The organism is Streptomyces sp. RB17, assembly GCF_009604455.1.
Taxonomy (GTDB): Bacteria; Actinomycetota; Actinomycetes; order Streptomycetales; family Streptomycetaceae; genus Streptomyces.
In genome coordinates, this window is sequence record NZ_WEGL01000002.1 from 741350 (window position 1) to 763220 (window position 21871).

At 72.6% G+C, this 21871-nt stretch carries 22 protein-coding genes; 13 read left to right on the top strand and 9 right to left on the bottom strand.

The annotated features are described in order from the left end of the window. Positions 1-11 precede the first annotated feature (11 nt). Together SRB17_RS10330 and SRB17_RS10335 are read right to left on the bottom strand one after the other, a co-directional pair. Positions 12-1247 carry a lectin gene (locus SRB17_RS10330; protein WP_153537000.1) on the bottom strand — a complete coding sequence of 412 codons (1236 nt, stop codon included), beginning with the start codon at positions 1245-1247 and terminating at the stop codon, positions 12-14. A 106-nt stretch (positions 1248-1353) separates the two neighbouring features. Next, positions 1354-1917, bottom strand: coding sequence for a VanZ family protein (locus tag SRB17_RS10335; protein WP_153537003.1), 564 nt, complete (start codon positions 1915-1917; stop codon positions 1354-1356). A gap of 240 nt (positions 1918-2157) precedes the next feature. On the opposite strand from SRB17_RS10335, the gene SRB17_RS46080 reads away from it, so the two are divergent. The 7 genes from SRB17_RS46080 to SRB17_RS10370 all read left to right on the top strand — a co-directional run bounded on the left by SRB17_RS46080 (position 2158) and on the right by SRB17_RS10370 (position 9049). Next, positions 2158-2352, top strand: coding sequence for a hypothetical protein (locus SRB17_RS46080; protein WP_153537005.1), 195 nt, complete (start codon positions 2158-2160; stop codon positions 2350-2352). Next, positions 2349-2801: an MrpF/PhaF family protein gene (locus SRB17_RS10345; RefSeq protein ID WP_323375254.1), complete on the top strand. Its 453-nt coding sequence runs from the start codon at positions 2349-2351 to the stop codon at positions 2799-2801. The genes SRB17_RS46080 and SRB17_RS10345 overlap by 4 nt, the downstream gene beginning before the upstream one ends. A gap of 723 nt (positions 2802-3524) precedes the next feature. Next, entirely contained in the window at positions 3525-3788 is a 264-nt protein-coding gene (locus SRB17_RS10350) for a Na(+)/H(+) antiporter subunit B (RefSeq protein ID WP_323375255.1), read from the top strand. Then, a complete protein-coding gene (locus SRB17_RS10355; protein WP_323375256.1) occupies positions 3785-4522 on the top strand; it encodes an MnhB domain-containing protein in 738 nt (245 codons plus the stop codon). The genes SRB17_RS10350 and SRB17_RS10355 overlap by 4 nt, the downstream gene beginning before the upstream one ends. A gap of 8 nt (positions 4523-4530) precedes the next feature. Continuing rightward, positions 4531-4878, top strand: coding sequence for a sodium:proton antiporter (locus SRB17_RS10360; RefSeq protein WP_153538178.1), 348 nt, complete (start codon positions 4531-4533; stop codon positions 4876-4878). Further along, positions 4878-6650 carry a complex I subunit 5 family protein gene (locus tag SRB17_RS10365; RefSeq protein WP_153537007.1) on the top strand — a complete coding sequence of 591 codons (1773 nt, stop codon included), beginning with the start codon at positions 4878-4880 and terminating at the stop codon, positions 6648-6650. Before SRB17_RS10360 ends, SRB17_RS10365 begins: the two co-directional genes overlap by 1 nt. Before the next feature lie 188 nt (positions 6651-6838). Then, positions 6839-9049, top strand: a complete 2211-nt coding sequence (locus SRB17_RS10370) for an ArnT family glycosyltransferase (protein ID WP_153537009.1) — start codon at positions 6839-6841, stop codon at positions 9047-9049. A 21-nt stretch (positions 9050-9070) separates the two neighbouring features. Here the strand turns inward: SRB17_RS10370 and SRB17_RS10375 are convergent, their stop codons facing one another. Continuing rightward, positions 9071-9451: an anti-sigma factor antagonist gene (locus tag SRB17_RS10375; RefSeq protein ID WP_323375257.1), complete on the bottom strand. Its 381-nt coding sequence runs from the start codon at positions 9449-9451 to the stop codon at positions 9071-9073. A 154-nt stretch (positions 9452-9605) separates the two neighbouring features. Further along, positions 9606-10556: an NADP-dependent oxidoreductase gene (locus SRB17_RS10380; RefSeq protein ID WP_153537011.1), complete on the bottom strand. Its 951-nt coding sequence runs from the start codon at positions 10554-10556 to the stop codon at positions 9606-9608. A gap of 71 nt (positions 10557-10627) precedes the next feature. Here SRB17_RS10380 and SRB17_RS10385 point away from each other — a divergent pair, with 71 nt between their 5' ends. Together SRB17_RS10385 and SRB17_RS10390 are read left to right on the top strand one after the other, a co-directional pair. Beyond that, positions 10628-11599, top strand: a complete 972-nt coding sequence (locus tag SRB17_RS10385) for a GlxA family transcriptional regulator (RefSeq protein ID WP_153537013.1) — start codon at positions 10628-10630, stop codon at positions 11597-11599. Between the two features lie 61 nt (positions 11600-11660). Continuing rightward, the gene (locus SRB17_RS10390; protein ID WP_153537016.1) at positions 11661-12497 is read left to right on the top strand and encodes a hypothetical protein; all 837 of its coding nucleotides are present in this window, start codon (positions 11661-11663) and stop codon (positions 12495-12497) included. Between the two features lie 4 nt (positions 12498-12501). On the opposite strand, the gene SRB17_RS10395 is transcribed toward SRB17_RS10390, so the two are convergent. Both SRB17_RS10395 and SRB17_RS10400 read right to left on the bottom strand, forming a co-directional pair. Next, positions 12502-14127 (bottom strand): amidohydrolase, encoded by a 1626-nt coding sequence (locus tag SRB17_RS10395; RefSeq protein ID WP_153537018.1) that lies wholly within the window; start codon positions 14125-14127, stop codon positions 12502-12504. Between the two features lie 17 nt (positions 14128-14144). Further along, positions 14145-15647 (bottom strand): APC family permease, encoded by a 1503-nt coding sequence (locus tag SRB17_RS10400; protein ID WP_153537020.1) that lies wholly within the window; start codon positions 15645-15647, stop codon positions 14145-14147. Positions 15648-15772: 125 nt separating this feature from the next. Between SRB17_RS10400 and SRB17_RS10405 the strand changes: the two genes are divergently transcribed. Next, the gene (locus SRB17_RS10405; RefSeq protein WP_153537022.1) at positions 15773-16492 is read left to right on the top strand and encodes a TetR/AcrR family transcriptional regulator; all 720 of its coding nucleotides are present in this window, start codon (positions 15773-15775) and stop codon (positions 16490-16492) included. Between the two features lie 45 nt (positions 16493-16537). After that, entirely contained in the window at positions 16538-16999 is a 462-nt protein-coding gene (locus SRB17_RS10410) for a pyridoxamine 5'-phosphate oxidase family protein (RefSeq protein ID WP_153537024.1), read from the top strand. A gap of 5 nt (positions 17000-17004) precedes the next feature. Here SRB17_RS10410 and SRB17_RS10415 read toward each other — a convergent pair whose 3' ends face one another. After that, entirely contained in the window at positions 17005-17310 is a 306-nt protein-coding gene (locus SRB17_RS10415; protein WP_153537026.1) for a DUF4235 domain-containing protein, read from the bottom strand. A gap of 28 nt (positions 17311-17338) precedes the next feature. After that, a complete protein-coding gene (locus SRB17_RS10420; protein ID WP_153537028.1) occupies positions 17339-18355 on the bottom strand; it encodes a glutathione S-transferase family protein in 1017 nt (338 codons plus the stop codon). A gap of 98 nt (positions 18356-18453) precedes the next feature. Between SRB17_RS10420 and SRB17_RS10425 the strand changes: the two genes are divergently transcribed. Then, positions 18454-19464, top strand: a complete 1011-nt coding sequence (locus SRB17_RS10425; RefSeq protein WP_323375258.1) for a cation diffusion facilitator family transporter — start codon at positions 18454-18456, stop codon at positions 19462-19464. A 98-nt stretch (positions 19465-19562) separates the two neighbouring features. Here the strand turns inward: SRB17_RS10425 and SRB17_RS10430 are convergent, their stop codons facing one another. Next, on the bottom strand, positions 19563-20012 hold the full coding sequence (locus SRB17_RS10430; protein WP_153537030.1) for a nitroreductase family deazaflavin-dependent oxidoreductase: 450 nt from the start codon (positions 20010-20012) through the stop codon (positions 19563-19565). Positions 20013-20635: 623 nt separating this feature from the next. Here SRB17_RS10430 and SRB17_RS10435 point away from each other — a divergent pair. Beyond that, the gene (locus tag SRB17_RS10435; RefSeq protein WP_153537032.1) at positions 20636-21865 is read left to right on the top strand and encodes a cytochrome P450; all 1230 of its coding nucleotides are present in this window, start codon (positions 20636-20638) and stop codon (positions 21863-21865) included. Positions 21866-21871 lie beyond the last annotated feature (6 nt).

Here is a 21871-nt window from a genome sequence, read left to right on the forward strand (position 1 = left end):
CAGGGTGCGGCTCAGCCGACCGTCCACTTCTGGTTGGCGCCGCCCGTGCACGTCCAGATCTGCAGGCGTGTGCCGTTGGCCGAGTTGTTCCCGGTCACGTCGAGGCACTTGTTCGCCTGCGGGTTGACGATGTCGTCCGCCCCGGTGACCGTCCACTTCTGGTTCGGGCCGCCGGTGCAGTCCCACAGCTGGACGGTCGAGCCGTCCGCCGTGCCGTTGTCCGTGACGTCCAGGCACTTGCCGAGCGCCCGGATCGTGCCGTCCGAGCCGACCGTCCACTGTTGCGCGGCCGTGCCGTTGCAGTCGTAGAGCTGCACCGGTGTGCCGTTCGCGGAGTTCGCGCCGGCCACGTCCACGCACTTGCCGGCCAGGCCGCGTATCGGCACCCCGGCCGCGCTGTTGCTCGTCGTCACCGACACCGAGTCCACCACCAGCTGTTGCGGGAACTGGGTGCTGGCGTCCGGGTCGCCGGGCCAGTAGCCGCCGACGGCCAGGTTCAGGATCAGGAAGAACGGCTTGTTGTCGAACACCCAGGTCTTTCCGCCCAGGTCGGCGGGGGTGCGGCGTTCGTAGACGGTGCCGTCCACGGACCAGGTGATCGAGCCGGGTGACCAGTCGACGGCGAAGGTGTGGAAGGCGTCCGCGAAGGCCTGTCCGTTCGGCAGCGTGTAGGCCGCGCCGATGCCGCCCGAGCCGGAGTAGCCGGGGCCGTGGATGGTGCCGTGCACGGTCGAGGGTTCGAAGCCGACGTTCTCCATCACGTCGATCTCGCCCGAGTCGGGCCAGTCCACGGGCGTGCCGAGCATCCAGAACGCCGGCCACATGCCCTGCCCGCGGGGAATCTTCATCCGCGCCTCGACATGCCCGTACTGGGCGTTGAACTTCCCGGCCGTGTTCAGCCGGGCCGAGGTGTACTGGCAGCTGCCGTACCAGCACTGGTAGCCGGCCGGGTTCTCCTTGCGGGCGGTGATCACCAGGTGTCCCTGGCCGTCCAGGGCGGCGTTGTTCGTGCCGGACGTGTAGTACTCCCGCTCGTGGTTGTTGACGTTGTCGCCGGTCTCCAGCGTCCACTTCGAGGAGTCGACCGCGGAGCCCGCGGGCCCGTCGAACGTGTCGGAGAAGGTGGAGACGGTCGCCGCCGTCGGCGCGCCGGCCTGGGCCCGCTCGGGACCGACGGCGGCGGAGCCGATCAGGGCGGCGGACACGGCGGCGAGGAGACATCTGCGGAGCATGCGTGGGGAGGCCATGGCTCTCCGTTCGGTGTGGGGGGTGAGATGCCTCTTGATTTAAGGAGTGAGAAAAGCAGGCGTCAATACCCTGGTACAGACCAGATGTTGATGTACCGTCAGCCGGTCACTCGGAGTTGGGCTTGGGCTTGGGCGCGCGCCGGTGCACCGCCCGTCCCAGCCGCCGTCCCAGCAGCAGCCGCCCGAGCAGCGCCCCGGCGGTGTTGAGCAGGACGTCGTCGATGTCGAAGGCGCGCCCGGTGACCAGCGCGCCCTGTACCAGCTCCACCGTCAGCATCACCAGCGCCGTGAACGCCAGTACGTGCAGCATCCCTCGGGCGTGCGGGGCGAGGACCGGCACCAGCACCCCGAACGGGGCGCCGAGGAGCACGTTCCCGCCGATCTGCCGCACCGCGTCCGCCGTCCGCGCCTGCTCCAGGTAGGTCCGCAGAGAGCGGCCGGGGTGCAGATTGCTGTGCGTCAGATGCGCCGAGGCGGGCGACGGCTCCAGTGTGATCCGGGCCAGGACGGCCGCGAACACGACCATGAACGCGAAGGCGACGAGCATCGCCGAAAGCCGCAGGAGCAGGGGAAGCGCGCGCTGCGCGGCCGGTCGGCGGGTCTTCTCGGCCGGCGCCCGCTTCCCTGGTGCGCTCAGCAGTGCGGGCAGTCGCGGGACGGTGCGGGCCATGGGATCCTCCCGTGGTGAACTCCCGTGGGTCGTAGGCCGGTTACCCGGCAACCGGCTCGGAATGCCCCTGTCCCGGCGACTTCGGGCACGCAACGGGTTTCCGTTCACGCTCCCGGGGCACTCCGGCTGCGGACCCGCGTGCCGCCGCATCTCCGGGGGTCCGGCGGTGCTTGGATGCCCCGAGCGGTGCATCGGACACATCGCCGTGTATGTGTGCAGAGCGGACCGAGGAGGTGGCGGATGACCCGGCGTACGATTCCCCGACCGGTCCTCCTCATCCTCGGTGAACTCCTGGTCTGGTGGGGTGCGCTGGCCCTGCTGTGGCTGGTGTTCATCACTTCGGTCGACACCCTGGAACGGGTTGTCGGCGGGAGCGCCGCGGTGGTCGGGGCGCTGCTGGCACGGGCCGGCCGGCGGGCGGTGGCCTGGCGGTGAACGGCTGGATCCTCGCGGCGACCGTCGTACTGGGCGGGGGAGGTGCGGCCGCCCTGTGGGGTGTCACCACCGGCCCGCCCTCCCGCCGGGTCGTCGCCCAGAACATGACCACCTCCGCCCTGTGCCCCGCCCTGCTGCTGCTCTCCCAGGGCTACGCCCGCCCCGCCTACGTGGACCTCGCCCTGCTACTGGCCCTGCTCGGCCCGGTCGGCACGCTCGTCTTCGCCCGCCTCCTCTCGGACGACCTGGAGGGCGAGCGGCCGAGCGCCTGGGGGCTGACCTGGAGCGCCGCCGCACTGAGCGCGGCGGTCGTGGCCGCCGTCTGCATCGCCACCGGCCCCGGCCGCGCCATGGTGAAGCTCCTGGTCATCGGCACCCTCCTGATCGCCGGCAACGTGATCGCCTCACGCGCCCTGTCCGGTGGATTCCGGGGGGTGCGGGGTGGCTGACATGCGCTGGGCCGGAGCCCGGAGGTGTGTGGCGGGGGGCGCGTGCGCGCGGCGAGGTGTGGCGGTGGATGCGTGGGTGGGCAGGTGGCGGGGGTGCGGGGTGGCTGACATGCGCTGGGCCGGAGACCGGAGGTGTGTGGCGGGGGGCGGGTTCACGTGGCGTGGCGCGGCGGTGGATGCGTGGGTGGGCAGGTGGCGGGGGTGCGGGGTGGCTGACATGCGCTGGGCCGGAGACCGGAGGTGTGTGGCGGGGGGCGCGTGCGCGCGGCGAGGTGCGGCGGTGGATGCGTGGGTGGGCAGGTGGCGGGGGTGCGGGGTGGCTGGTGTGCTGGTGGGGCGGTGGCAGGGGTGCGTGGCGGATGAGTGCGCGTGGCGGCCGCGGGGGCCTGCGGCCCATTTGCTCGCGGGGTGCCTGGGATGCGGGGCGGATGCTGCGTCCGGGAGGCGGAGGGGTTGTGGGTCGGCCCGCTTGTTCGTGAATCGGCCGTGTGACTGCGGGACGGCCGAGGGGCCGAGCCGTCTGCGGGGGTGCCGGACGTCCGAGGGGCCGAGCCGTCTGCGGGGGTGCCGGACGGGCGACGGGCCAAGTTGGCTGCGGGGGTGCTGGACGGCCGGCCCGCCCCCGGGGCGTCGGCCGGAGCGCGCCGCGCGCCCCGTGTTCGTGGGGCGGCCGCGGATCTGCCCCGCTGACGGACCGGCCGCCGGGCCGAGTGGAGGTGCGGCGTGGACGATGCCGTGATCCTTGTGGCGCTGCTCCTGACGGCCGCCTCCGCCACCGCCGCCGTCGTCCAGCGCGACCCCGCCCGCCAGGCACTGGTGCTGTCCGTGCTCGGGTCCGTGCTGGCCGTCCTGTTCACCGTGCTCCAGGCCCCGGACGTCGGCCTGTCCCAGCTGGCCGTCGGCTCCGCGCTCACCCCGCTGCTGATCATGCTGAGCGTGCGCAAGGTCAGACGCCGCGGCCGCTCGGAGGACGGTGGTGCGAAGTGAACCGGCTGCGGCTCACCCTGCTGGCCGTCGGCGGCGCCGGCCTGGCCGCCCTGCTCGTCGCCGCCTGCCTCGGCCTGCCCGGCTTCGGCGGCCGGAGCCATCCGTACGGCACCCGGGCCGTACACGCCTCCCTCACCCGGCGCACCGCCAACACCATCGCCTCCGTCAACTTCGACCAGCGCGCCTACGACACCCTCGGCGAGATGACCATCCTGTTCGCCGCCGTCCTCGGCTGCGTGGTGCTGCTGCGCCAGGCCCGCGACGAGCACCGGGCACAGCCGCAACCCGCCGAAGTGGCCCTCCCGGTCCGCCGCTACACCCTGATCGTGCTGCCCGTCGCCCTGGTCACCGGCCTCTACGTCATCGCCCACGGCCAGCTCAGCCCCGGCGGCGGCTTCCAGGGCGGAGTCGTCGCCGCGACCGCCCTGCACCTGCTGTACCTCGGCGCCGACTACCGCGCGCTGGAACGCATCCGTCCGCTCGCCGTCTACGAGGCCGCCGACGCGGTCGCGGTCTCGTCCTACCTCGTGCTGGGCGCCGCCGGTGTCCTGGCCGGCACCGCGTTCCTCGCCAACACGCTGCTGCCGTACGGCACCTTCAACACCCTGTCCTCCGGCGGCACCGTCCCCCTGCTGAACGCGGCCATCGGCATGGAGGTGGCGAGCGCGGTCGTCGTGCTGCTCGCGAACTTCCTCGACCAGGCCGTCGAGATCGAGGAGGAGCACGGGAGTTGACCACCGTGATGCACGTCCTTCCCTACCTGGTCGCCGTCCATGTCTTGCTGACCGGCTGCTACGGCCTCGCCACCAGCCGCAACCTCATCCACGCCGTCGGCTGTCTCGCGGTCTGCCAGTCCTCCACCTATGTGCTGCTGCTGGCGGTCGGCTACCGGAACGGCGCCACCGCACCCGTCTTCTCCGACATCCAGCCCGGCTCCCGGCCGGTGGTCGACCCTGTCGTCCAGGCCCTCACGCTCACCGACATCGTCGTCGGCGCCACCGCCACCGCCCTTCTGCTCGCCCTCGTCCTGCAGATCGCCAAACGGCACGGCACGGTCGACCCCGACGAACTGCGGGAGCTGCGCGGCTGATGCACCATCTGCTCCCGCTGCTCGTCGCGACCCCCGTGTTCGGCGCCGCCCTGCTGGTGGCCATCGGCCGCCATGTGCCCCGGATCGCCGCCGAGGTCACCGGTTTCGTGGTCTCCGGCGCTACGGCCGCCCTCGCACTGGTGCTGCTGCTGAACTCCTCGCCGCCGATGGTCGAATGGGTCGGCGCATGGCTGCCCGTCGACGGCGAGAGCGTCGGCATCGTCGTGGTCGGCGACGGGCCCTCGCTCGGCATGGCCGCGCTGGTCTCCCTGCTGACGCTGGCCGCACTCGCCTACTCCTGGCGCTATTTCGACGAACCGCCGCGCGGCCATCCCGGTGCCTTCACCGCGCTGATGCTGGTGTTCCAGGGCGGCATGTGCGGGTTCGCCATCGCCGGCGACCTGTTCAACGCGTTCGTCTTCTTCGAGCTGATGAGCGTCACCGCGTACGCGCTCACCGGCTACCGCATCGACGATCCGAAGGCCGTACAGGGCGCGCTGACCTTCGGGGTCGTCAACTCCCTCGGTGCCTACGTCATGTTGATGGGCATCGGCCTGCTGTACGCCCGTACCGGCGAGCTGGCCATGGCGAAGATCGGGCGCGGTCTCGACGCGGCGGCGGGGCACGGCGGAGCGGACGGGCTGGTTCTCGCCTCCTTCGTCCTCGTGCTGACCGGGCTGCTGGTGAAGGCGGCCGCCGTGCCCTTCCACTTCTGGCTCCCCGACGCCCACGCCGTCGCCCCCACCCCGGTCTGCATGCTGCTGTCCGGGGTGATGGTCGAACTCGGCGCCTACGGCGTCTGGCGGGTGTACGGCACCGTCTTCGCCGGACCCGGCGGCATCCCCGCCGCCGACCTCACCCGGGCCCTGGTGACGCTCGGCACGCTCACGGCCGCGACCGGTGCCGTCATGTGCTGGTACCAGCGGCACATCAAGCGGCTCCTGGCCTATTCCACCATCGCCCACACGGGCTTGTTCCTCGTGGGCCTCGGCGTCCTCACCCCGCAGGGCGACGACGGGGTCGCCCTCTACATCCTCGGGCACGCCGGGCTGAAGGCCGCGCTGTTCGCCTGCGCGGGCGTCCTGCTCGACCGGTACGGCTGCCTCGACGAACACGCGCTGCACGGCCGGGCCCGCGAACTGCGCGCCACCGCGGTGATGTTCGCCGTGGGCGGCCTCGGCCTCGCCGGCCTGCCCCCGTTCGGTACGGGGCTCGGCAAGGCGGTCGCCGAGGAGGCGGTCGGCGGTCCGCTCACCGTGGTGTACGTGGTCGCCTCCGCGATCACCGGTGGCGCCGTGCTGCGGGTCACCGCCCGTGTGTTCCGTGGCCTCGGACCGCGTCCCGAGGAGGCCGACACCGACCTGGAGACCAGCGGATCCGAGGAGGAGCCCGAGACGACCGGTCCGCTGCGCCGGATCCCGGACACCATGACGACGGTGCCCGCCGTGCTCCTGGCCGGCGCTCTCGCCGTCGGAGCGGTGCCCGGATTCGGCGATGTGGTGGCCCGTTCGGTCAACGAGGCCGGATCGGGCGGCGCCCACGCCTCGGCGCAGTGGACGGCGCACGGGGTCCTGCTCGACCTGGCCGCCACCGCGCTGGCCGTGGGCCTCGCCGGCCTCGCGGTGACCCGCCCGCACTGGACCGCCGCCCCCGACTGGGCCCGGCCCCTGCGCCGGCTGCAGTCGGGCCATGTCGGCGACTACGTGGCCTGGCTGCTCATGGGCGCCACGGTGCTGGGGGCACTGGGCCTGCCGGCGGTGCTCGGCGGCTGAAACGGCACCTGTGCGAGAGCTGTCGGATTCCTGTGTACGGCGGAATCCAGCCCCGGGTAAGGAACCTGCTTTTCTGCTGCAAATTCCATCTTGTGTGATTAAAGAGATGCTCTGGGTGAGGTGAGATTTTCCTTGAAGGGGGCCGTCACGGCGTGGTGGAGGCGCGCGGTTGACGAAGACTGCTGCGCATGGCCACGAACGTCCTCGACGCAACCGCGTCCACCGGTGCCGCCCGTCGCGCACCCTGGCGATCACCGGCGGACGAGCCCGCGTACGCACGCCCTGCGCTGCTGCTCCTCACCGTGCTCGCCGCCGTTCTCTACGGCTGGGGCATCGACCACAGCCAGTACCACACGTTCTACGCGAGCGCCGTCCGCAGCATGACGGAGAGCTGGAAGGCGTTCTTCTACGGCTCTTTCGACCCAGGGAATTCCATCACGCTCGACAAACTGCCGGGGTTCCTGTGGCCGCAGGCGCTCTCCGCGAGGCTATTCGGATTCCATCCCTGGGCGCTCGTCCTGCCCCAGGTCCTGGAGGGAGTGGCCGGCCTGCTCGTGCTGCACCGCCTGGTACGCGGCTGGGCGGGCGTGGACGCGGCGCTCATCGCCTGCACGGCCTTCCTCGTGACCCCCGTGGCGGTCGGGTTGTTCCGCACCGCGGTCGAGGACCCCGCCTTCACGCTGTGCCTGCTGCTGGCGGCCGAGGCCACCTCGCGCTCCGCCCGTGACGGCCGGCTGCGCCCGCTGCTGGCGGCCGGGGTCTGGGTCGGCCTCGGCTTCCAGGCCAAGATGCTGGAGGCGTGGGCCGTACTGCCGGCGCTCGCCCTGGCCTACCTGCTGTCGGCACCGCTCGCGCTGCGCCGGCGCCTGCTGCACCTCGGCGTGTCCGCCCTGGTGATGACCGCCGTGTCGGTGTCATGGATGCTCGCCGTCACCCTCACCCCGGCCAAGGACCGGCCGTACGTGGACGGCACCACCAACAACTCCGCGTTCAGCATGGTGGTCGGCTACAACTTCCTGAACCGCTTCTCCTCGCTGGGCATCAGCGCGGCCTCCACGGGCAGCGTGAGCGCGACCCAGGGCGGCGGACGCGGTGTGCGCGGCACCGGGGGCGGCGGACTCGTCCGGGACGCCCGTGGAACGGCGTTCGCCCGAGGCACGGCCGGGGTGACTGCCGGCCGGCCGCGCGCCGGCGGGTTCGGCGGTGGCCAGAACGGCTGGTCGAAGATGTTCGGTACGGCGCTCGCCCCGCAGACCGGCTGGTTCTACCCGTTCGCCGCCGTGGCCGCGGTCTGCGGACTGCTGTGGTGCCGGGGACGGCCGCGCACCGACCGGCTGCGCGCCGGATACGTCCTGTGGACCACCTGGCTCGCCCTGTACTTCCTGGTGTTCAGCGCGGGCAGCGTCGGCGGCCACACGTACTACATGGGTGTGATCGCGGTACCGCTCGCCGCGCTCACCGGCGCCGGGAGCGTGCTGATGTGGCGCGCCCACCGGGCCGGCGGGCGCCGTGCCTGGGCCCTGCCGGGCGCGGTCGCGGCGACGGCCGCCTGGAGCGCGTATCTCGCCTCCCGGTTCCCGTCGTTCCTGCCCTGGCTGGCCCCCGCGGTGGCCGTGCTCGGAGCCGCCGCCGTGGTGCTGCTCCTCCTCGCCCGGCCCGGACGGCCACGCTTCGCGGGCCGTCTCGCGCTCGCCGGGCCGGCCGCCGCCCTGGCCGCCCTGCTGCTCGCGCCGAGCGCGTGGGCCGTACAGGTCTTCAACGCCGGCTACCGCACCTCTGCCATGGGCGCGGTCGGCCCGTCGGCCATGAACCGCGGCTTCGGGGCGGCGCGTTCGGGGCCCGGGCGGTTCGGCCGGGCGGCCTGGGCCGGCGGCCGGTCGTTCGGGCAGGCGGCCCTCGGCGGCGTGCGCGGCGCGGGCCGGAGCGGATCCGGCGGCCCGGGCGGATTCGGCGGCCGGGGCGGTTTCGGGGGCGCCGACGCCAGTGGCTCACTGACCGCGGACCAGCGCCGGCTGCTCGACTACACCCGCGCGCACCAGGGCTCCGCCGCCTATGTGTTCGTCACCAGCAGCTGGAGCACCGCGTCGCCGTACATCCTGGCGGCCGGCGCCCATGTCCTGCCGCTCGGCGGCTTCAGCGGCCGAGTGCCGTTTCCGACGGAGACGCGGTTCCGGCGGCTGGTCGACGCCGGTGAGGTGCGGTACGTGCTGCTGGGTGGCGGCCGCGGCATGGGCTCCGCGTCCGCACGCACCGGGAAGACGGCCGCGGCGCAGATCACCACCTGGGTGCGGTCCGCGTGCACCGAGGTTCCGGCCTCGGCCTACGGCGGGACACCCCCCGTCAGCAATGCGCAGACGGGCACCGCGCAGACCCTCTACCGGTGCGGTCCCGGTCGGTAGCGTGGTCCCCCGGCCCGGTGCTCACAGCGAGCCGGACGCGGCCTCGGACCGGGCCAGGGCCGCGTCCACCGTCGGGTGCGGGGGCAGCAGCCGGGACAGACCGGTGACCCGGAAGACGCGCAGGGTCAGCGGATGGGTGCACACCAGGTGCACCTGCCCGCCGCCGCCCACCACTCGGGCGCGGGCCCGGTACAGCAGTCGCAGTCCGGAGCAGTCGAAGAACTCCACCGACCGCAGGTCGATGACGACCCGTGCCCCGGGCCGGCCGGTGATCCGGTCCAGGAGCGGGTCGAGCTCGGTCGCCGAGACCAGGTCGATCTCGCCCCGCAACTCCAGCACCGTGTGCGCCCGGTGTTCGTACACGCGGAGGTGTCGGGTGAGTGGTGCAGGCTCGTCGCGCACGACGGCATCACCTCCCACCCGTGCCCGGACGACGGTCTCCCGATCGTCAAGTTACCCTCGATGGAAGGAATTTGAGCATGTTCGATTGACATATGTCTTCGAGATTGCGGCGCGTCACCCGGTAACCCTGCTCCGCCGACCGGACGTTCCGCCCTCAGTCGACCAGAAGGACCAGCTTCCCCGCCGTCCGTCCGGCATCGCCCACTTCGTGCGCCTTCGCCGCCTCGCTCAGCGGGAACGTCCCGGCGATCGTCGCCTTCAGCTTCCCGGACTCCACCAGTTCCACGACCTTCTCCATCCCGGCCCGGTCGGCGTCCACCAGCATGCGCACCGCACGTACGCCGCGCCGTTCCGCCTCGTCGTGGAACGCGCGCGAACCCACCGGCAGGATCGACACCACGACACCGCCCGGTCGCAGCACCTTGAGTGACTCCACGGAGGTGTCTCCGCCCAGCGTGTCCAGGACCACGTCGACGTCCCGCACCGCCTCCGTGACGTCGGTCGCCCGGTAGTCGAGCGGCTCGTCCACGCCGATCTCCCGCAGGAAGTCGTGCTTGCCCGAGCTGGCCGTACCGATCACATACGCACCGCGCGCCTTGGCGATCTGCACGGCCACGTGCCCGACGCCGCCGGCCGCCGCGTGGATCAGCACCCGCTGTCCGGGCCGCACGTCCGCGTGCTCCGTCAGCGCCTGCCATGCGGTCAGGGACACCAGCGGCAGCGCGGCCGCCTGGGTGTGGTCGATCGAGGCCGGCTTGTGCGTCAGGGCACGCACCGGGGCGATCACGTACTCGGCGTGCGAGCCGTGGCCGTAGGGGTAGGGCAGCATGCCGAAGACCTCGTCGCCGGGCTCGAAGGCGGCCACGCCGATTCCGGTCTCGGCGACCTCGCCGGAGACGTCCCAGCCGAGGACGAACGGCGGTTGGCCCAGGAAGCCGCCGGTGGCCCGGTGCTTCCAGTCGGTGGGATTGACCCCGGCCGCCCGGACCCGGACCAGCACCTGGTTGGGGCCCGGCTTCGGCCGCTCCACCCGTACTTCCTTCAGGACCTCGGGGCCGCCGAGGACGTCCTGGCTGATGGCTCGCATCGTATTCACGTCGTTCATGGTCACCCAGCCTGCCCGGTCCCGCCCGCCCGGGAAATGGCATGAATGCCAACATCCGATAGGATCGTGCCATGCGTGGCACGACGAAGAGAACGAAGCGGAGTCCCGAGCGAGTGGTCGTCCTCGCCCTCGACGGCGTCTATCCCTTCGAGCTGGGCATCCCCAGCCGCATCTTCGGCGCGGCGGACGGTCATTACGAGGTGCTCACCTGCACGGTCGACGGCCGCCCGGTGCGCACCAGCGCCGACTTCACGATCGGTGTCGCACACGGCCCGGAGATCCTCCGGACGGCGGACACCGTGGTGGTCACCTCGATGCCGCCCGCGTACATCCCCACCGAGTTGCCGGACGAGGTCGCCGCGGCCCTCGCCCAGATCCGCCCGGACGCCCGGATCGTCTCGATCTGCACGGCCGCGTTCGTGCTCGCCGAGGCCGGCCTGCTCGACGGCCGGCGGGCGACCACGCACTGGCAGGTGGCCGACCTGTTCCGCCGCCGCTTCCCGCGGGTGGAGCTCGACCCCGACGTCCTCTTCGTCGCCGACGGCCGCATCCTCACCTCCGCCGGAGCCGCCTCCGGCGTCGACATCTGCCTGCACATCGTCCGCACCGACCACGGCAGCGAACTGGCCAACTCCGTCGCCCGCCGCTGTGTCGTCCCGCCGTTCCGGGACGGCGGCCAGGCCCAGTACATCGAGCAGCCGGTCCCTGTCAGCGGCGCGGCGAGCACGGCCGCGACCCGTGTCTGGGCGCTGGAGCGTCTGGACGAGCCGCTCACCCTGTCCGACCTCGCCGGCCACGCCCGGATGAGCCTGCGCACCTTCGCGCGCCGCTTCAACGACGAGGTCGGCCTCAGCCCCGGCCGCTGGCTGATCCAGCAGCGCGTCGCCCGCGCCCGGCATCTGCTGGAGTCCAGCGACCTGCCGGTGGACCGGATCGCCGCCGAGGTCGGCTTCGCCACCGGCGCCTCACTGCGCCAGCACCTGCACACGGCGATCGGGGTGTCCCCGCAGGCGTACCGACGGACGTTCCAGCAGTCCCGCTGAACGTTCCGGCCCGGCCCGGCGTCGAAGAACCGGATCAGGGCACCGAGGCATGGGGGCGGGAATGCGCAGAGGGCTGGTGGCGGTGGCGGTACTGGCGGCCGTGGCGACGGCGGGGTGCGACGGCGGCACCGGTCCGCACCGGGTGGTGAAGGGAACCCCTCCGGCCTCCCCGTACCGCGGTCGGCTGGACGTGCCCACCAAGGAGCTCGACGGCAGCGGCCCGCGCGCCCTGCGCCTGGCCTCCGGCGCCGCCGGCCGGGCACTGGAGTGCGACGGGGAGATCTACGAGGGCTCCGGACCCGACGGCTGGACCTCCTCCGAGGGAGGTGACACACCCGAGGCCGGGCTCGATCTGTACTTCGACATGGTCCAGCCGGACCTGCCCGCCCACGGCTACCGGGTGGAGCGCAGGGAGAAGGACCGGGTCCTGTACTCCTTCGACGTGGACGGGCGGACCAAGGTGGCGGTCGTGGTGGCCAAGGACCAGAAGAACCGGCCGGGTTGGGGCCCGGAGACGAGCGCCTCCTGCGACCCGGCCGAACTCCCGGTGAGCTTCACGAAAGGCTGGGAGATCTGGACGGACCGGGCCGGCGGGAGGGTGCCGGTGAGCAGACTCACCAGCTCGCCAGGCCCCGAGCACTGCGGATGGCAGTCCGCCCATTTTCTCGACCTGAACGGTACGACCTACGCCCGCGACCCCGAGGGCGTCCTCGGCGTCGACCTGCTCACCGCGCCGTACCGTGGCCACGCCCGTGTCCCCGCCGGCGCCCACGACACCGGGTACCGCTATCGGCATTGGCGGCTGTGGCTCACGGACGACAAGGCGACCGCGTACGTCCGCACCTCCGACGGGGTCGAGGCCTGGCCCCGGCTGGCACAGGGCGTCGGCTGCAAGTAGGCCCTCACTCGGCCGCGTACACCCGTTCCCCGCCCACGTAGGTGAGCGCCACGGCCGTCTCCGCGATCGCCTCCGGCGGCCCGGCGAACGGATCGCGGTCCAGCACCACCAGATCGGCGAGCGCGCCGACGGCCACCCGGCCGGTGTCGTCCAGATGGTTCACGTACGCGGACCCGGCCGTGTACGCCGTCACCGCGTCCGCGAGACCGAGCCGCTCGTGAGGCAGGAACACCGGGCCGCCGCCGCCCGGCTCGACCCGGTTGACCGCGACATGGATGCCCTGGAGCGGATCGGGACTGCTCACCGGCCAGTCGCTGCCGGCCGCGAGCCGTGCACCCGAGCGCAGCAACGCCCCGAAGGGGTACTGCCACGCGGCCCTCTCCGACCCGAGGAAGGGGATCGTCAGCTCGTCCATCTGCGGCTCGTGCGCGGCCCACAGCGGCTGGATGTTCGCGGTGGCGCCGAGCCGGGCGAAGCGGGGGACGTCGTCAGGGTGCACGACCTGGAGGTGGGCGAGATGCGGCCGGGTGTCGCTCGGCCCGTTGGCGGCGCGGGCCGCCTCGATCGCGTTCAGCGCATCGCGTACGGCCCGGTCGCCCAGCGCGTGGAAGTGGCACTGGAAGCCGAGGGCGTCCAACTCGGTGACGTACTTGGGGAGTTGATCCGGATCGATGAAGCTCTTGCCGCGGTTGGCGGTCGCGCACCCGCACCGGTCCAGATAGGGGTCCAGCAGTGCGGCCGTACCGTTCTCGGCGACCCCGTCCAGCATCAGCTTCACCGTGCCCGCCCGGAACCGGCCGTGACTCGACTCCGCCCGCCTCGCGACCAGTTCGGGGATCTGCTCGGCCCCGCGCTCCCGGTCCCACCACAACGCCCCCCGCACCCGCGCGGTGAGCGAACCGTCCCGCGCCGCCGTGCGATACGCCTCGGCCGGGTCGTCCATGCCGAGGAAGTCACCGACCAGCGCGTCCTGCCAGGCGGTGACGCCGAGCGCGTGCAGATGCCGCTGGGCGTGCAGCAGCGCCGCCAGCCGGTCGGCCGGGGTCGCGGGCGGGGTGAGCCGGCCGACCAGCCGCATCGCCCCCTCCTGGAGCGTGCCGCTCGGCTCCCCGGAAGCGTCCCGCTCGATCCGCCCGTCGGCCGGGTCGGGCGTGTCCCGGCCGATACCGGCCAGCTGAAGCGCCCGGCTGTTGACCCAGGCGCCGTGGTGGTCCCGGTTGGGCAGATACACCGGCCGGTCCGGTACCACCGCGTCCAGCAGCTCCTTCGTCGGCGTACCGCCCGCGAACGCCTCCATCGACCAGCCGCCGCCCAGGATCCACTCCCGCTCCGGGCGGGCCTCGGCGTACGCCCGTACGGCGGCCACGGTCTCCTCGGCCGTCGCCCGGCCCGACAGGTCGCACTGGGCCAGCTCGAGGCCCGCCGGCACCGGATGGACATGTGCGTCCTGGAAGCCGGGCAGCAGCAGCCGTCCGGCGAGGTCGACCACTTGCGTGCCCGGCCCGGCGAGGTCGCGCAGCTCGTCGTGCCCGACGGCGGTGATCCGGTCCCCGGTGACGGCCACAGCGGTCGCCGTACGGCCGCCCGGAGTGAGGACCGGGCCGCCGGTGAAGAGGAGGTCTGCGTGCATGATGCCTTTCCTGACAGTCAGTTGGAGGTGGTGAGCAGTTCGGGCGCGTCGGCGTCGGTGCCCGCCCCGGTCCGGAAGTACGGCGACCTGCGCCCCCACTTGGCCCACGCCGCCGCCGCGAACCCGGACGCGATCATCGCGACCGGCATGAGCAGCAGGAACCAGCCGTTGTCCGCGCGGAGTTCGAGATGGTCGGCGGAGGTGTAGAAGGACCAGCCGAGATAGCCGCCGAGGCCCAGCAGCGCCAGCGCGCTGAGCGTGGGCAGCAGCACCGCCCGGACGCCCTGCCGCCAGTCGTCCCGCAGCAGGGAGCGGAAGCGCACGGCGGCGGCCAGCGCCGTCAGCGCGTAGGACAGGGCGACGACGATGCCGACGGCGTTCACGATCGCGTCGATCATGTCGGCGAGCCGCGGGATCACCAGTGCCCCCGCGGCCACCGCCACGGCCAGCGCCCCGATCAGCAGCGTCCCGGCCGCCGGAGTCCCGTACCGGGCACTGACCTTGGACCACACCGGACCGAGGGTACGGTCCCGGCTCATCGCGAACATCCCGCGCGCCGTCGGGATGACGCCGGCCTGCAGCGAGGCCACCGCCGAGAACATCAGCGCGACGAGCGGCAGCGCGGCCAGCGGCTGGTCGGCCAGCCGGTCCCCGAAGTACGCGAGCCCCTGCGCGCCATGACCGGCCAGCTCCCGCTGGGACAGCACCCGTTGGAAGGCCACCGAACCCAGCAGGAACAGCCCGAGCATCGTCACCAGGGTGATGGTCCCGGCCCGTGAGGCGTCCCCGGGGTCCCGCACCTCCTCGTTGACGGTGAACGCCGCCTCGAACCCCCAGTAGCAGAACACCGACAGCAGCAGGCCCTGCGCCAGCGCGGTCGCCGAGGGGATCGCGAACGGGTCGAACCAGGAGAGGCTGAAGGAGTGCGGTCCGGTGACGATGCCGTAGCCGCAGAACCCCAGCAGGACCACGTACTCGAAGACCAGCAGCCCGGTCTGCAGCCGGGCCGCCGTGCGCACACCCGTGACGGCGGTCAGGGTGACGGCGGCCAGGACGACGATCCCCACCGCCGTCGTCTGCGCGGTCGAGCCGGGATCGAGGCCGAGGGATCCGATCCGGTGCAGCCCGGCCTCACCGGCGAGCTGCAGCAGCGCCGAACCGGTCACCGCCGTCGTATAGGCGAGGAACGCCACGCTCGCCACGACGTTCACCCAGCCGACCATGAATCCGAGCCAGGGACTGAGCGAACGGCCCACCCACACATAGCCGTTGCCCGCGTTCGGTTCCACCCGGTTCAGCCGTGAGTAGGCCCCGGCGATGCCGAGGACGGGCAGGAACGCCAGCAGCATGATGGCCGGCAGATGCGGTCCGACCACCCCCGCGGTCACCCCGAGCCCGATGCCGATGCTGGTCGTGGCGGCCGTACTGGAAGCGGCGACGGCCACACCGTCCACCACGGTCAGGGACCTGCGCAGCTCGGGCCGCGCCGGGGGATCCACTCCGAAGGGTCTGTCGCTCATGGCCGGTTCTCCGCTCGCACCGCGGGGCCCCGGACGGCCCCGGTGACCGGAAATGAAACTGCCGCGCCCCTTAACAGGTCAACGGTGTTGTCATAAGGTGCCGGGCACACCCCAGGGAGGCCCACATGACCGACCGTGTCGTCCCGGCCGCCGCCCGGCAGCGTCGCCGACCCACCAAACAGGGCGTGGTGCTCTCCGTGGAGCTGATCGTGGAGACCGCCCTCCGGCTCATCGAGGAGCACGGCGCCGACGCGCTGTCCGTGCGCCGCCTCGGCCGGGCCCTCGGCGCCGACCCCAGCTCCCTCTACCGGTACTTCCGGCACACCGACGACCTGATGCTGGCCATCGCCGACGAGCTGATCGGCCGTACCCTGCGGACCTGGCGGCCGACCGGCGACTGGGTGGCCGACCTGCGCGATCTGGGCCTGCGCATGCACGCCGGGGCCCTCGCACACCCCCGGGCGGCGATGCTCAGCGGCCACCGCGTCACCGGGCGCACCCATGAGATCCAGGCCGTGGAGAGCATCCTCGGGGTACTGCGCGACGCCGGATTCCCCGCCCCGGAGGCCGTACGGATCTACCACGCCTTCGTCGACCAGGCCCTCGCCTTCGGCGCCCTGGACTCCGCGGCCACCGCCCTGCCCCGGGCCGCACGCGAGGCCGAGGCGGAGGTGTGGCGCAGCACCTACGGCCGGCTGCCCGCCGACAGCCACCCGCACATCGCGGCCACCGCCCCCCATCTGGTCGCCACCATGCGCGCCAGCTCCTACCCGGCCGCCCTCGAACTGCTCCTGACGGCCGCCAGGACACGCCTTGATCACATCCGTGCGGGGACCCGGGACTGACGGTCACACTGGACGCCGTTCGCGAATCCGAGGAGGCGCCCCGTCATGACCCCACCGCCCGCCCGCTCCGCCGCAGAGCGCAAGAAGGACACCCTCCACCGGCTGGAGAACGACGTCGACGTGTGGGTCGCCACCGCCGGTCCCGACGGCGCCGCGCCCTATCTCGTACCGCTGTCCTTCGTGTGGGACGGCGCGACCGTGCTGATCGCCACCCCGGCCGACAGCCCCACCGGCCGCAACCTCGTGGCCACCGGCCGGGCCCGCCTCGGCCTCGGCCCGACACGGGACGTCGTCATGATCGAGGGCACCGCCCAGTCGTGGACCCCGGAGGACCTCCCCGAGGAGGACGCCGAGGTCTTCGCCGGCAAGACCGGCTTCGACCCCCGTCAACTCCCGACGCACTACCTGTACTTCAGGGTCCTCCCGCAGCGGGTCCAGGCGTGGCGCGAGGCGAACGAGCTGAAGGGCAGGGAGTTGATGAGAGACGGCGAGTGGATCGCCCTGTAAGGGGCTCAGTCCCGGCTCCCCTTTTCGGAGGCCACAGGCCAGACCCCGGTGGACCGAGCGATCGCCTTCGCCCCCGTCCGATCCACCGCGCTGCGCACCGCCGCGAAGATCGCCCCCTGCACCGCCGCCGCCAACAGAATCTCCCCCCACCCCCGGTCCTCGTCCAACGCGTCCGGCGCGTTCTCCTCGTGCCGGAGCGCCGTCCACGCCTTCCGGAAGGCGACACCGGCCAGTGCGCCGCCCGCCCAGCTGAGCACGAAACCGATCGGCTGGTAGACGAAGGGAAGCTTCTTCTTCTTTGTCTTGGCCATGTGTCACTCCTTCCTCGCCGGACGGCCCTCATGCGGGCCGTCCCCCGGGGGCCACCCGTTCGCCGGGCGGCACCGGGCCCGGCGGCGTACCGTCCCCGAACGGCCGTCCGCCCAGCTCCTCGCGGTGGTGCGGCGTCAGCCAGCCGGCGAGATCCGGGCCGAGCGGCACGATGCCGGTGGGGTTGATGCCGGTGTGAACCTGGTAGTAGTGCCGCTTGATGTGGTCGAAGTCGACGGTGTCACCGAACCCGGGCGTCTGGAACAGATCCCGGGCGTACGCCCACAGCACCGGGTTCTCCGTCAGCTTCCAGCGGTTGCACTTGAAGTGACCGTGGTAGACGGCGTCGAACCGGACCAGCGTCGTGAACAGCCGGATGTCCGCTTCGGTGAGGGTGCCGCCGACCAGATACCGCTGTCCGGCCAGCCGCTCGGCGAGCAGTTCCAGCCGCCGGAAGACGCCCGTGCACGCGTCCTCGTACTCCTTCTGGTGCGTGGCGAACCCGGCCCGGTACACGCCGTTGTTCACGTCCTCGTACACCTCGGCCATCACCTGGTCGATCTCCTCGCGCCGGCCGTCCGGGTAGAGATCGGGCGCGCCGGCCCGATGCAGGGCCGTCCACTCGGTGGCCAGGTCCAGGGTGAGCCGCTGGTAGTCGTTGGTGACCAGTCGTCCGCTGGGCACGTCCACCACCGCGGGCACGCTGACCCCGCCCGGGTGACCGGTCTCGCGGCGGTCGTAGGCCTCGCTCAGGAACCGGATGCCGAGCACCGGGTCCCGGGCGTCCGGGTCCAGGGTGAACCGCCAGCTGCGGTCGTCCTGGACCGGATCGGCGACCGCCATGGACAGCGCGTCCTCCAGGCCCAGCAGCCGGCGCGAGATCACCGCCCGGCTCGCCCACGGGCAGGCGCGCGAGACCACCAGCCGGTAACGGCCCGCCTGCACCGGCCAGCCGTCCCGGCCGTCGGCGGTGATCCGGTCCGTGAAGTGGCTCCTGGACCGGGTGAACGTCTTGTGGCCGTAGGCGCGGTTGCCGTCGCCGTCCATGTCTCCTCCTCGCCGCCCGCTGCCCCTCGGGCAACGCGTTCCCCGTTTTCCGCCGCCCGCACGGTGTGATCCGCCCGCTCGGGGGCAGTCGGCGTTGCGTGAGCGGGACCGACGGCGAGCAGAACGGTGAGCGCAGCGGCGGGACGCCCGGCACGGGTTCCAAGGCCGACCGGCACACCAGGGTCACCGTCCTGGTCGCGCTCGCCGCCAACCTGGTGATCGCCGTCGCCAAGGCCGTCGGCGGTGTCCTCGCCGGCTCGCCCGCGCTGCTGTCCGAGGCCGCGCACTCCGTAGCGGACAGCTTCAACGAGGTGTTCCTGCTGGCCGCGCTGCGCCGCAGCCGCCGCCCCGCGGACGCACAGCACCCCTTCGGCTACGGCCAGGAACGCTTCTTCTGGTCCCTGCTCGCCGCCGTCGGCATCTTCGTCATGGGCGGCTGCTTCTCCTTCTTCCAGGGCTTCGAGGCCCTGCGCCAGGGCACGCAGGAGACGTTCAGCGGCTATGTGGCGGGTCTGATCGTGCTGGGCGTGGCGCTCGTCGCCGAGGGCGTCTCGCTGCTGCGGGCCCTGCACCAGGTGCGCCGGCAGGGCGGCGCCCTGAGCGGACTGAGCGATCCCGCGCTGCGCACGGTGGTCGCCGAGGACGGCACGGCGGTGCTCGGCGTGACGCTCGCCCTCGCCGGGATGGGCCTGCACATGGTGACCGGGCAGGTCGTCTGGGAGGCGTCCGCCTCGCTGGCGATCGGCGTCCTGCTGGTCTACGTCGCCTACCGGCTCGGCCGTGACGCCCGCGACCGGCTCATCGGCGAGGCCGCCGACCCGGAGCTGAGCGGCAGGATCCGCTCGCTGCTGCGGGCCCAGCCGGAGATCGACAGCGTGGAGGCGCTGTTCACGATGAAGATGGGCCTGGACGCCACCCTGGTGGCCGCGCGCATCGACCTGGTGCCGGGGCTGGAGAGCGAGCGGGTGGAGGAGGTCGCCGTACGCATCAAGCGGTCGCTGGCCCGGACCTTTCCCGAGGCCGACCAGATCTTCCTGGACGTGACCGACCGGCCGGCGGGCGAGGCACGGGAGAGCCCCGCCGCGACGGGGGAACGCGGCGGGGCCTGACGCAGGAGTGCCCGCCCCGGCACGGGCTCACACCTCCCCGGGCGAGTTTTTCCGGTTCCCGCCGGTGCCCGGCGCGAACCGGCTCGCGTCAGCCCCCGTCACCCCTCGTCGAAGGGTTCCAGCACGAAGACCGGGATCTCCCGCGACGTCTTCTGCTGGTACTCGGCGTACGGCGGGTACGCGGCCACGGCCCGCTCCCACCACCGGGCCTTCTCCTCGCCGGTGACCTCACGGGCCCTCATGTCCCGCTTGACCGGCCCGTCCTGCAGCTCGACATGCGGATCGGAGATGATGTTGAAGTACCACACCGGGTGCTTCGGCGCGCCGCCCTGCGAGGCGACCACCGCGTACCTCCCCTCGTGCTCCACCCGCATCAACGGCGTCTTGCGGATCTTCCCGCTCTTCGCTCCCCGGCTGGTCAGCACGATGACGGGCAGCCCGGTGTCCAGGAGTGTGGTGCCCTTCGTCCCGCCGGAGCTCTCGTACAGCTCGACCTGCTCGCGCACCCACTGTGCCGGGCTGGGCTCGTACTCGCCGTCAAGAGGCATGGGATCGGTCCCCTTCGTCGGTCCAACGGCTGTCTGCCACCGCATTCAACACCCGTGCTCCACCGAATCATCCGCACCGCGGCCCGGTTGGGCCGACGGGGTGATGACCTCGCGGGTCATCGCGGCGCGGTGGTGCGGGGGCGATCCCGAACATCGCCGAGCTGTACGCGGAGGGCTGCGACCGGCGCCCCGGCCGGCCGGAGGAGGAGCACGGTCGCGCGGACACTTCGTGGACCCGGCACCGCTCCACCCGCGCCGACACCGCCGCCCACCAGCGGGAGCCGACCGGGTGCCGTCCGGCCGACGGCCGCGCCGACCGGCCGTGCCCACACCGCCCGCCTCGCCCTGCGCCCGACCGTCCGGGACGGTCTGGTCGTACGGAACCACGTGTACCAGGACAGCCTCGCCGTCGTGCGTGCCTTCGCCCCCGTCCGGCGAGAGCCGTAGGCTTGCGTGAAGGGCCGAGACGTGCCGAACCCCGGCCGGAATCCATCCCTCCGACCACTCGTCCTCGGCCAGATCACCCACATAGCCGAACTGGCCGAACTTGCAGTCGACCCATAGATGCCCGGGGCATCTAATGAAGATCGGCACGACGCACTCCTTCGTCTGCGAGGTCTTCCATGACGGAACTGACGGACCCCACCGGACCGGCGAACCCGGCCGACGCCGTCGCCTTCCCGCAGGACCGCACCTGCCCCTACCACCCGCCCACCGGATACGAGCCGCTGCGCGACGGGCGAGCCCTGTCCCGCGTCACCCTCTTCGACGGCCGCGAGGTCTGGGCGGTCACCGCCCACGCCACCGCCCGCGCCCTGCTCTCCGACCCCCGCCTGTCCAGCGACCGCCGCCGTCCCGGCTTCCCGATCCCCGCGGAGCGGTTCGCGGGCGTCCGTGACCGCCGGGTGGCCCTGCTCGGGCTGGACGATCCCGAACACCAGCGCCAGCGGCGGATGATGATCCCGTCGTTCACCGTCAAACGCGCGGCCGAGCTGCGGCCGTGGATCCGGCGGACCGTGGACGGGCTGCTGGACGCGATGATCGCGCAGGGGCCGCCCGCCGATCTGGTCTCCGCCTTCGCCCTGCCCGTGCCGTCGATGGTGATCTGCGGCCTGCTCGGAGTGCCGTACTCCGACCACGAGTTCTTCGAGGAGCAGTCCCGCAGGCTGCTGCGCGGCCCGCGGGCGGCCGACTCCATCGAGGCCCGCTCACGCCTGGAGGAGTACCTCGGCGGGCTGATCGACGACCGGGCCAAGCAGGCGGACCCCGGCGACGGCATCCTCGACGACCTCGTCCACCATCAGCTGCGCGACGGCACGATGGACCGCGCCGAACTCGTCTCGCTGGCCGTCATCCTGCTGGTCGCGGGCCATGAGACGACCGCCAACATGATCTCCCTCGGCACCTTCACCCTGCTCCGGCACCCCGAACGGCTGGCCGAGCTGCGCGCCGACCAGGCGCTGCTGCCCGCGGCCGTGGAGGAGCTGATGCGGATGCTGTCCATCGCGGAGGGCCTGGCGCGGGTGGCCCTGGAGGACATCGAGATCGCCGGCACCACCATCCGGGCCGGCGAGGGTGTGCTCTTCTCGACCTCGGTGATCAACCGCGATCCGGCCCTCTACGACGACCCCGACGCGCTGGACTTCCACCGCCCCGCCCGCCACCACGTGGCGTTCGGCTTCGGGATCCACCAGTGCCTGGGTCAGAACCTGGCCCGCGCGGAACTGGAGATCGCCCTGGCCGGCCTGCTGTCCCGGCTGCCGGGGCTGCGGCTCGCCGTCCCGGCCGAGGAGATCCCCTTCAAGCGCGGCGACACGATCCAGGGGATGCTGGAACTCCCCGTGACCTGGTAAGAGGCT

Excerpts from the sequence above, each read along its gene's own strand:
- SRB17_RS10330 (WP_153537000.1), bottom strand. The coding sequence starts at position 1,247 with ATGGCCTCCCCACGCATGCTCCGCAGATGTCTCCTCGCCGCCGTGTCC.
- SRB17_RS10335 (WP_153537003.1), bottom strand. The coding sequence starts at position 1,917 with ATGGCCCGCACCGTCCCGCGACTGCCCGCACTGCTGAGCGCACCAGGG.
- SRB17_RS46080 (WP_153537005.1), top strand. The coding sequence starts at position 2,158 with ATGACCCGGCGTACGATTCCCCGACCGGTCCTCCTCATCCTCGGTGAA.
- SRB17_RS10360 (WP_153538178.1), top strand. The coding sequence starts at position 4,531 with ATGCACGTCCTTCCCTACCTGGTCGCCGTCCATGTCTTGCTGACCGGC.
- SRB17_RS10365 (WP_153537007.1), top strand. The coding sequence starts at position 4,878 with ATGCACCATCTGCTCCCGCTGCTCGTCGCGACCCCCGTGTTCGGCGCC.
- SRB17_RS10370 (WP_153537009.1), top strand. The coding sequence starts at position 6,839 with ATGGCCACGAACGTCCTCGACGCAACCGCGTCCACCGGTGCCGCCCGT.
- SRB17_RS10380 (WP_153537011.1), bottom strand. The coding sequence starts at position 10,556 with ATGAACGACGTGAATACGATGCGAGCCATCAGCCAGGACGTCCTCGGC.
- SRB17_RS10385 (WP_153537013.1), top strand. The coding sequence starts at position 10,628 with ATGCGTGGCACGACGAAGAGAACGAAGCGGAGTCCCGAGCGAGTGGTC.
- SRB17_RS10390 (WP_153537016.1), top strand. The coding sequence starts at position 11,661 with ATGCGCAGAGGGCTGGTGGCGGTGGCGGTACTGGCGGCCGTGGCGACG.
- SRB17_RS10395 (WP_153537018.1), bottom strand. The coding sequence starts at position 14,127 with ATGCACGCAGACCTCCTCTTCACCGGCGGCCCGGTCCTCACTCCGGGC.
- SRB17_RS10400 (WP_153537020.1), bottom strand. The coding sequence starts at position 15,647 with ATGAGCGACAGACCCTTCGGAGTGGATCCCCCGGCGCGGCCCGAGCTG.
- SRB17_RS10405 (WP_153537022.1), top strand. The coding sequence starts at position 15,773 with ATGACCGACCGTGTCGTCCCGGCCGCCGCCCGGCAGCGTCGCCGACCC.
- SRB17_RS10410 (WP_153537024.1), top strand. The coding sequence starts at position 16,538 with ATGACCCCACCGCCCGCCCGCTCCGCCGCAGAGCGCAAGAAGGACACC.
- SRB17_RS10415 (WP_153537026.1), bottom strand. The coding sequence starts at position 17,310 with ATGGCCAAGACAAAGAAGAAGAAGCTTCCCTTCGTCTACCAGCCGATC.
- SRB17_RS10420 (WP_153537028.1), bottom strand. The coding sequence starts at position 18,355 with ATGGACGGCGACGGCAACCGCGCCTACGGCCACAAGACGTTCACCCGG.
- SRB17_RS10430 (WP_153537030.1), bottom strand. The coding sequence starts at position 20,012 with ATGCCTCTTGACGGCGAGTACGAGCCCAGCCCGGCACAGTGGGTGCGC.
- SRB17_RS10435 (WP_153537032.1), top strand. The coding sequence starts at position 20,636 with ATGACGGAACTGACGGACCCCACCGGACCGGCGAACCCGGCCGACGCC.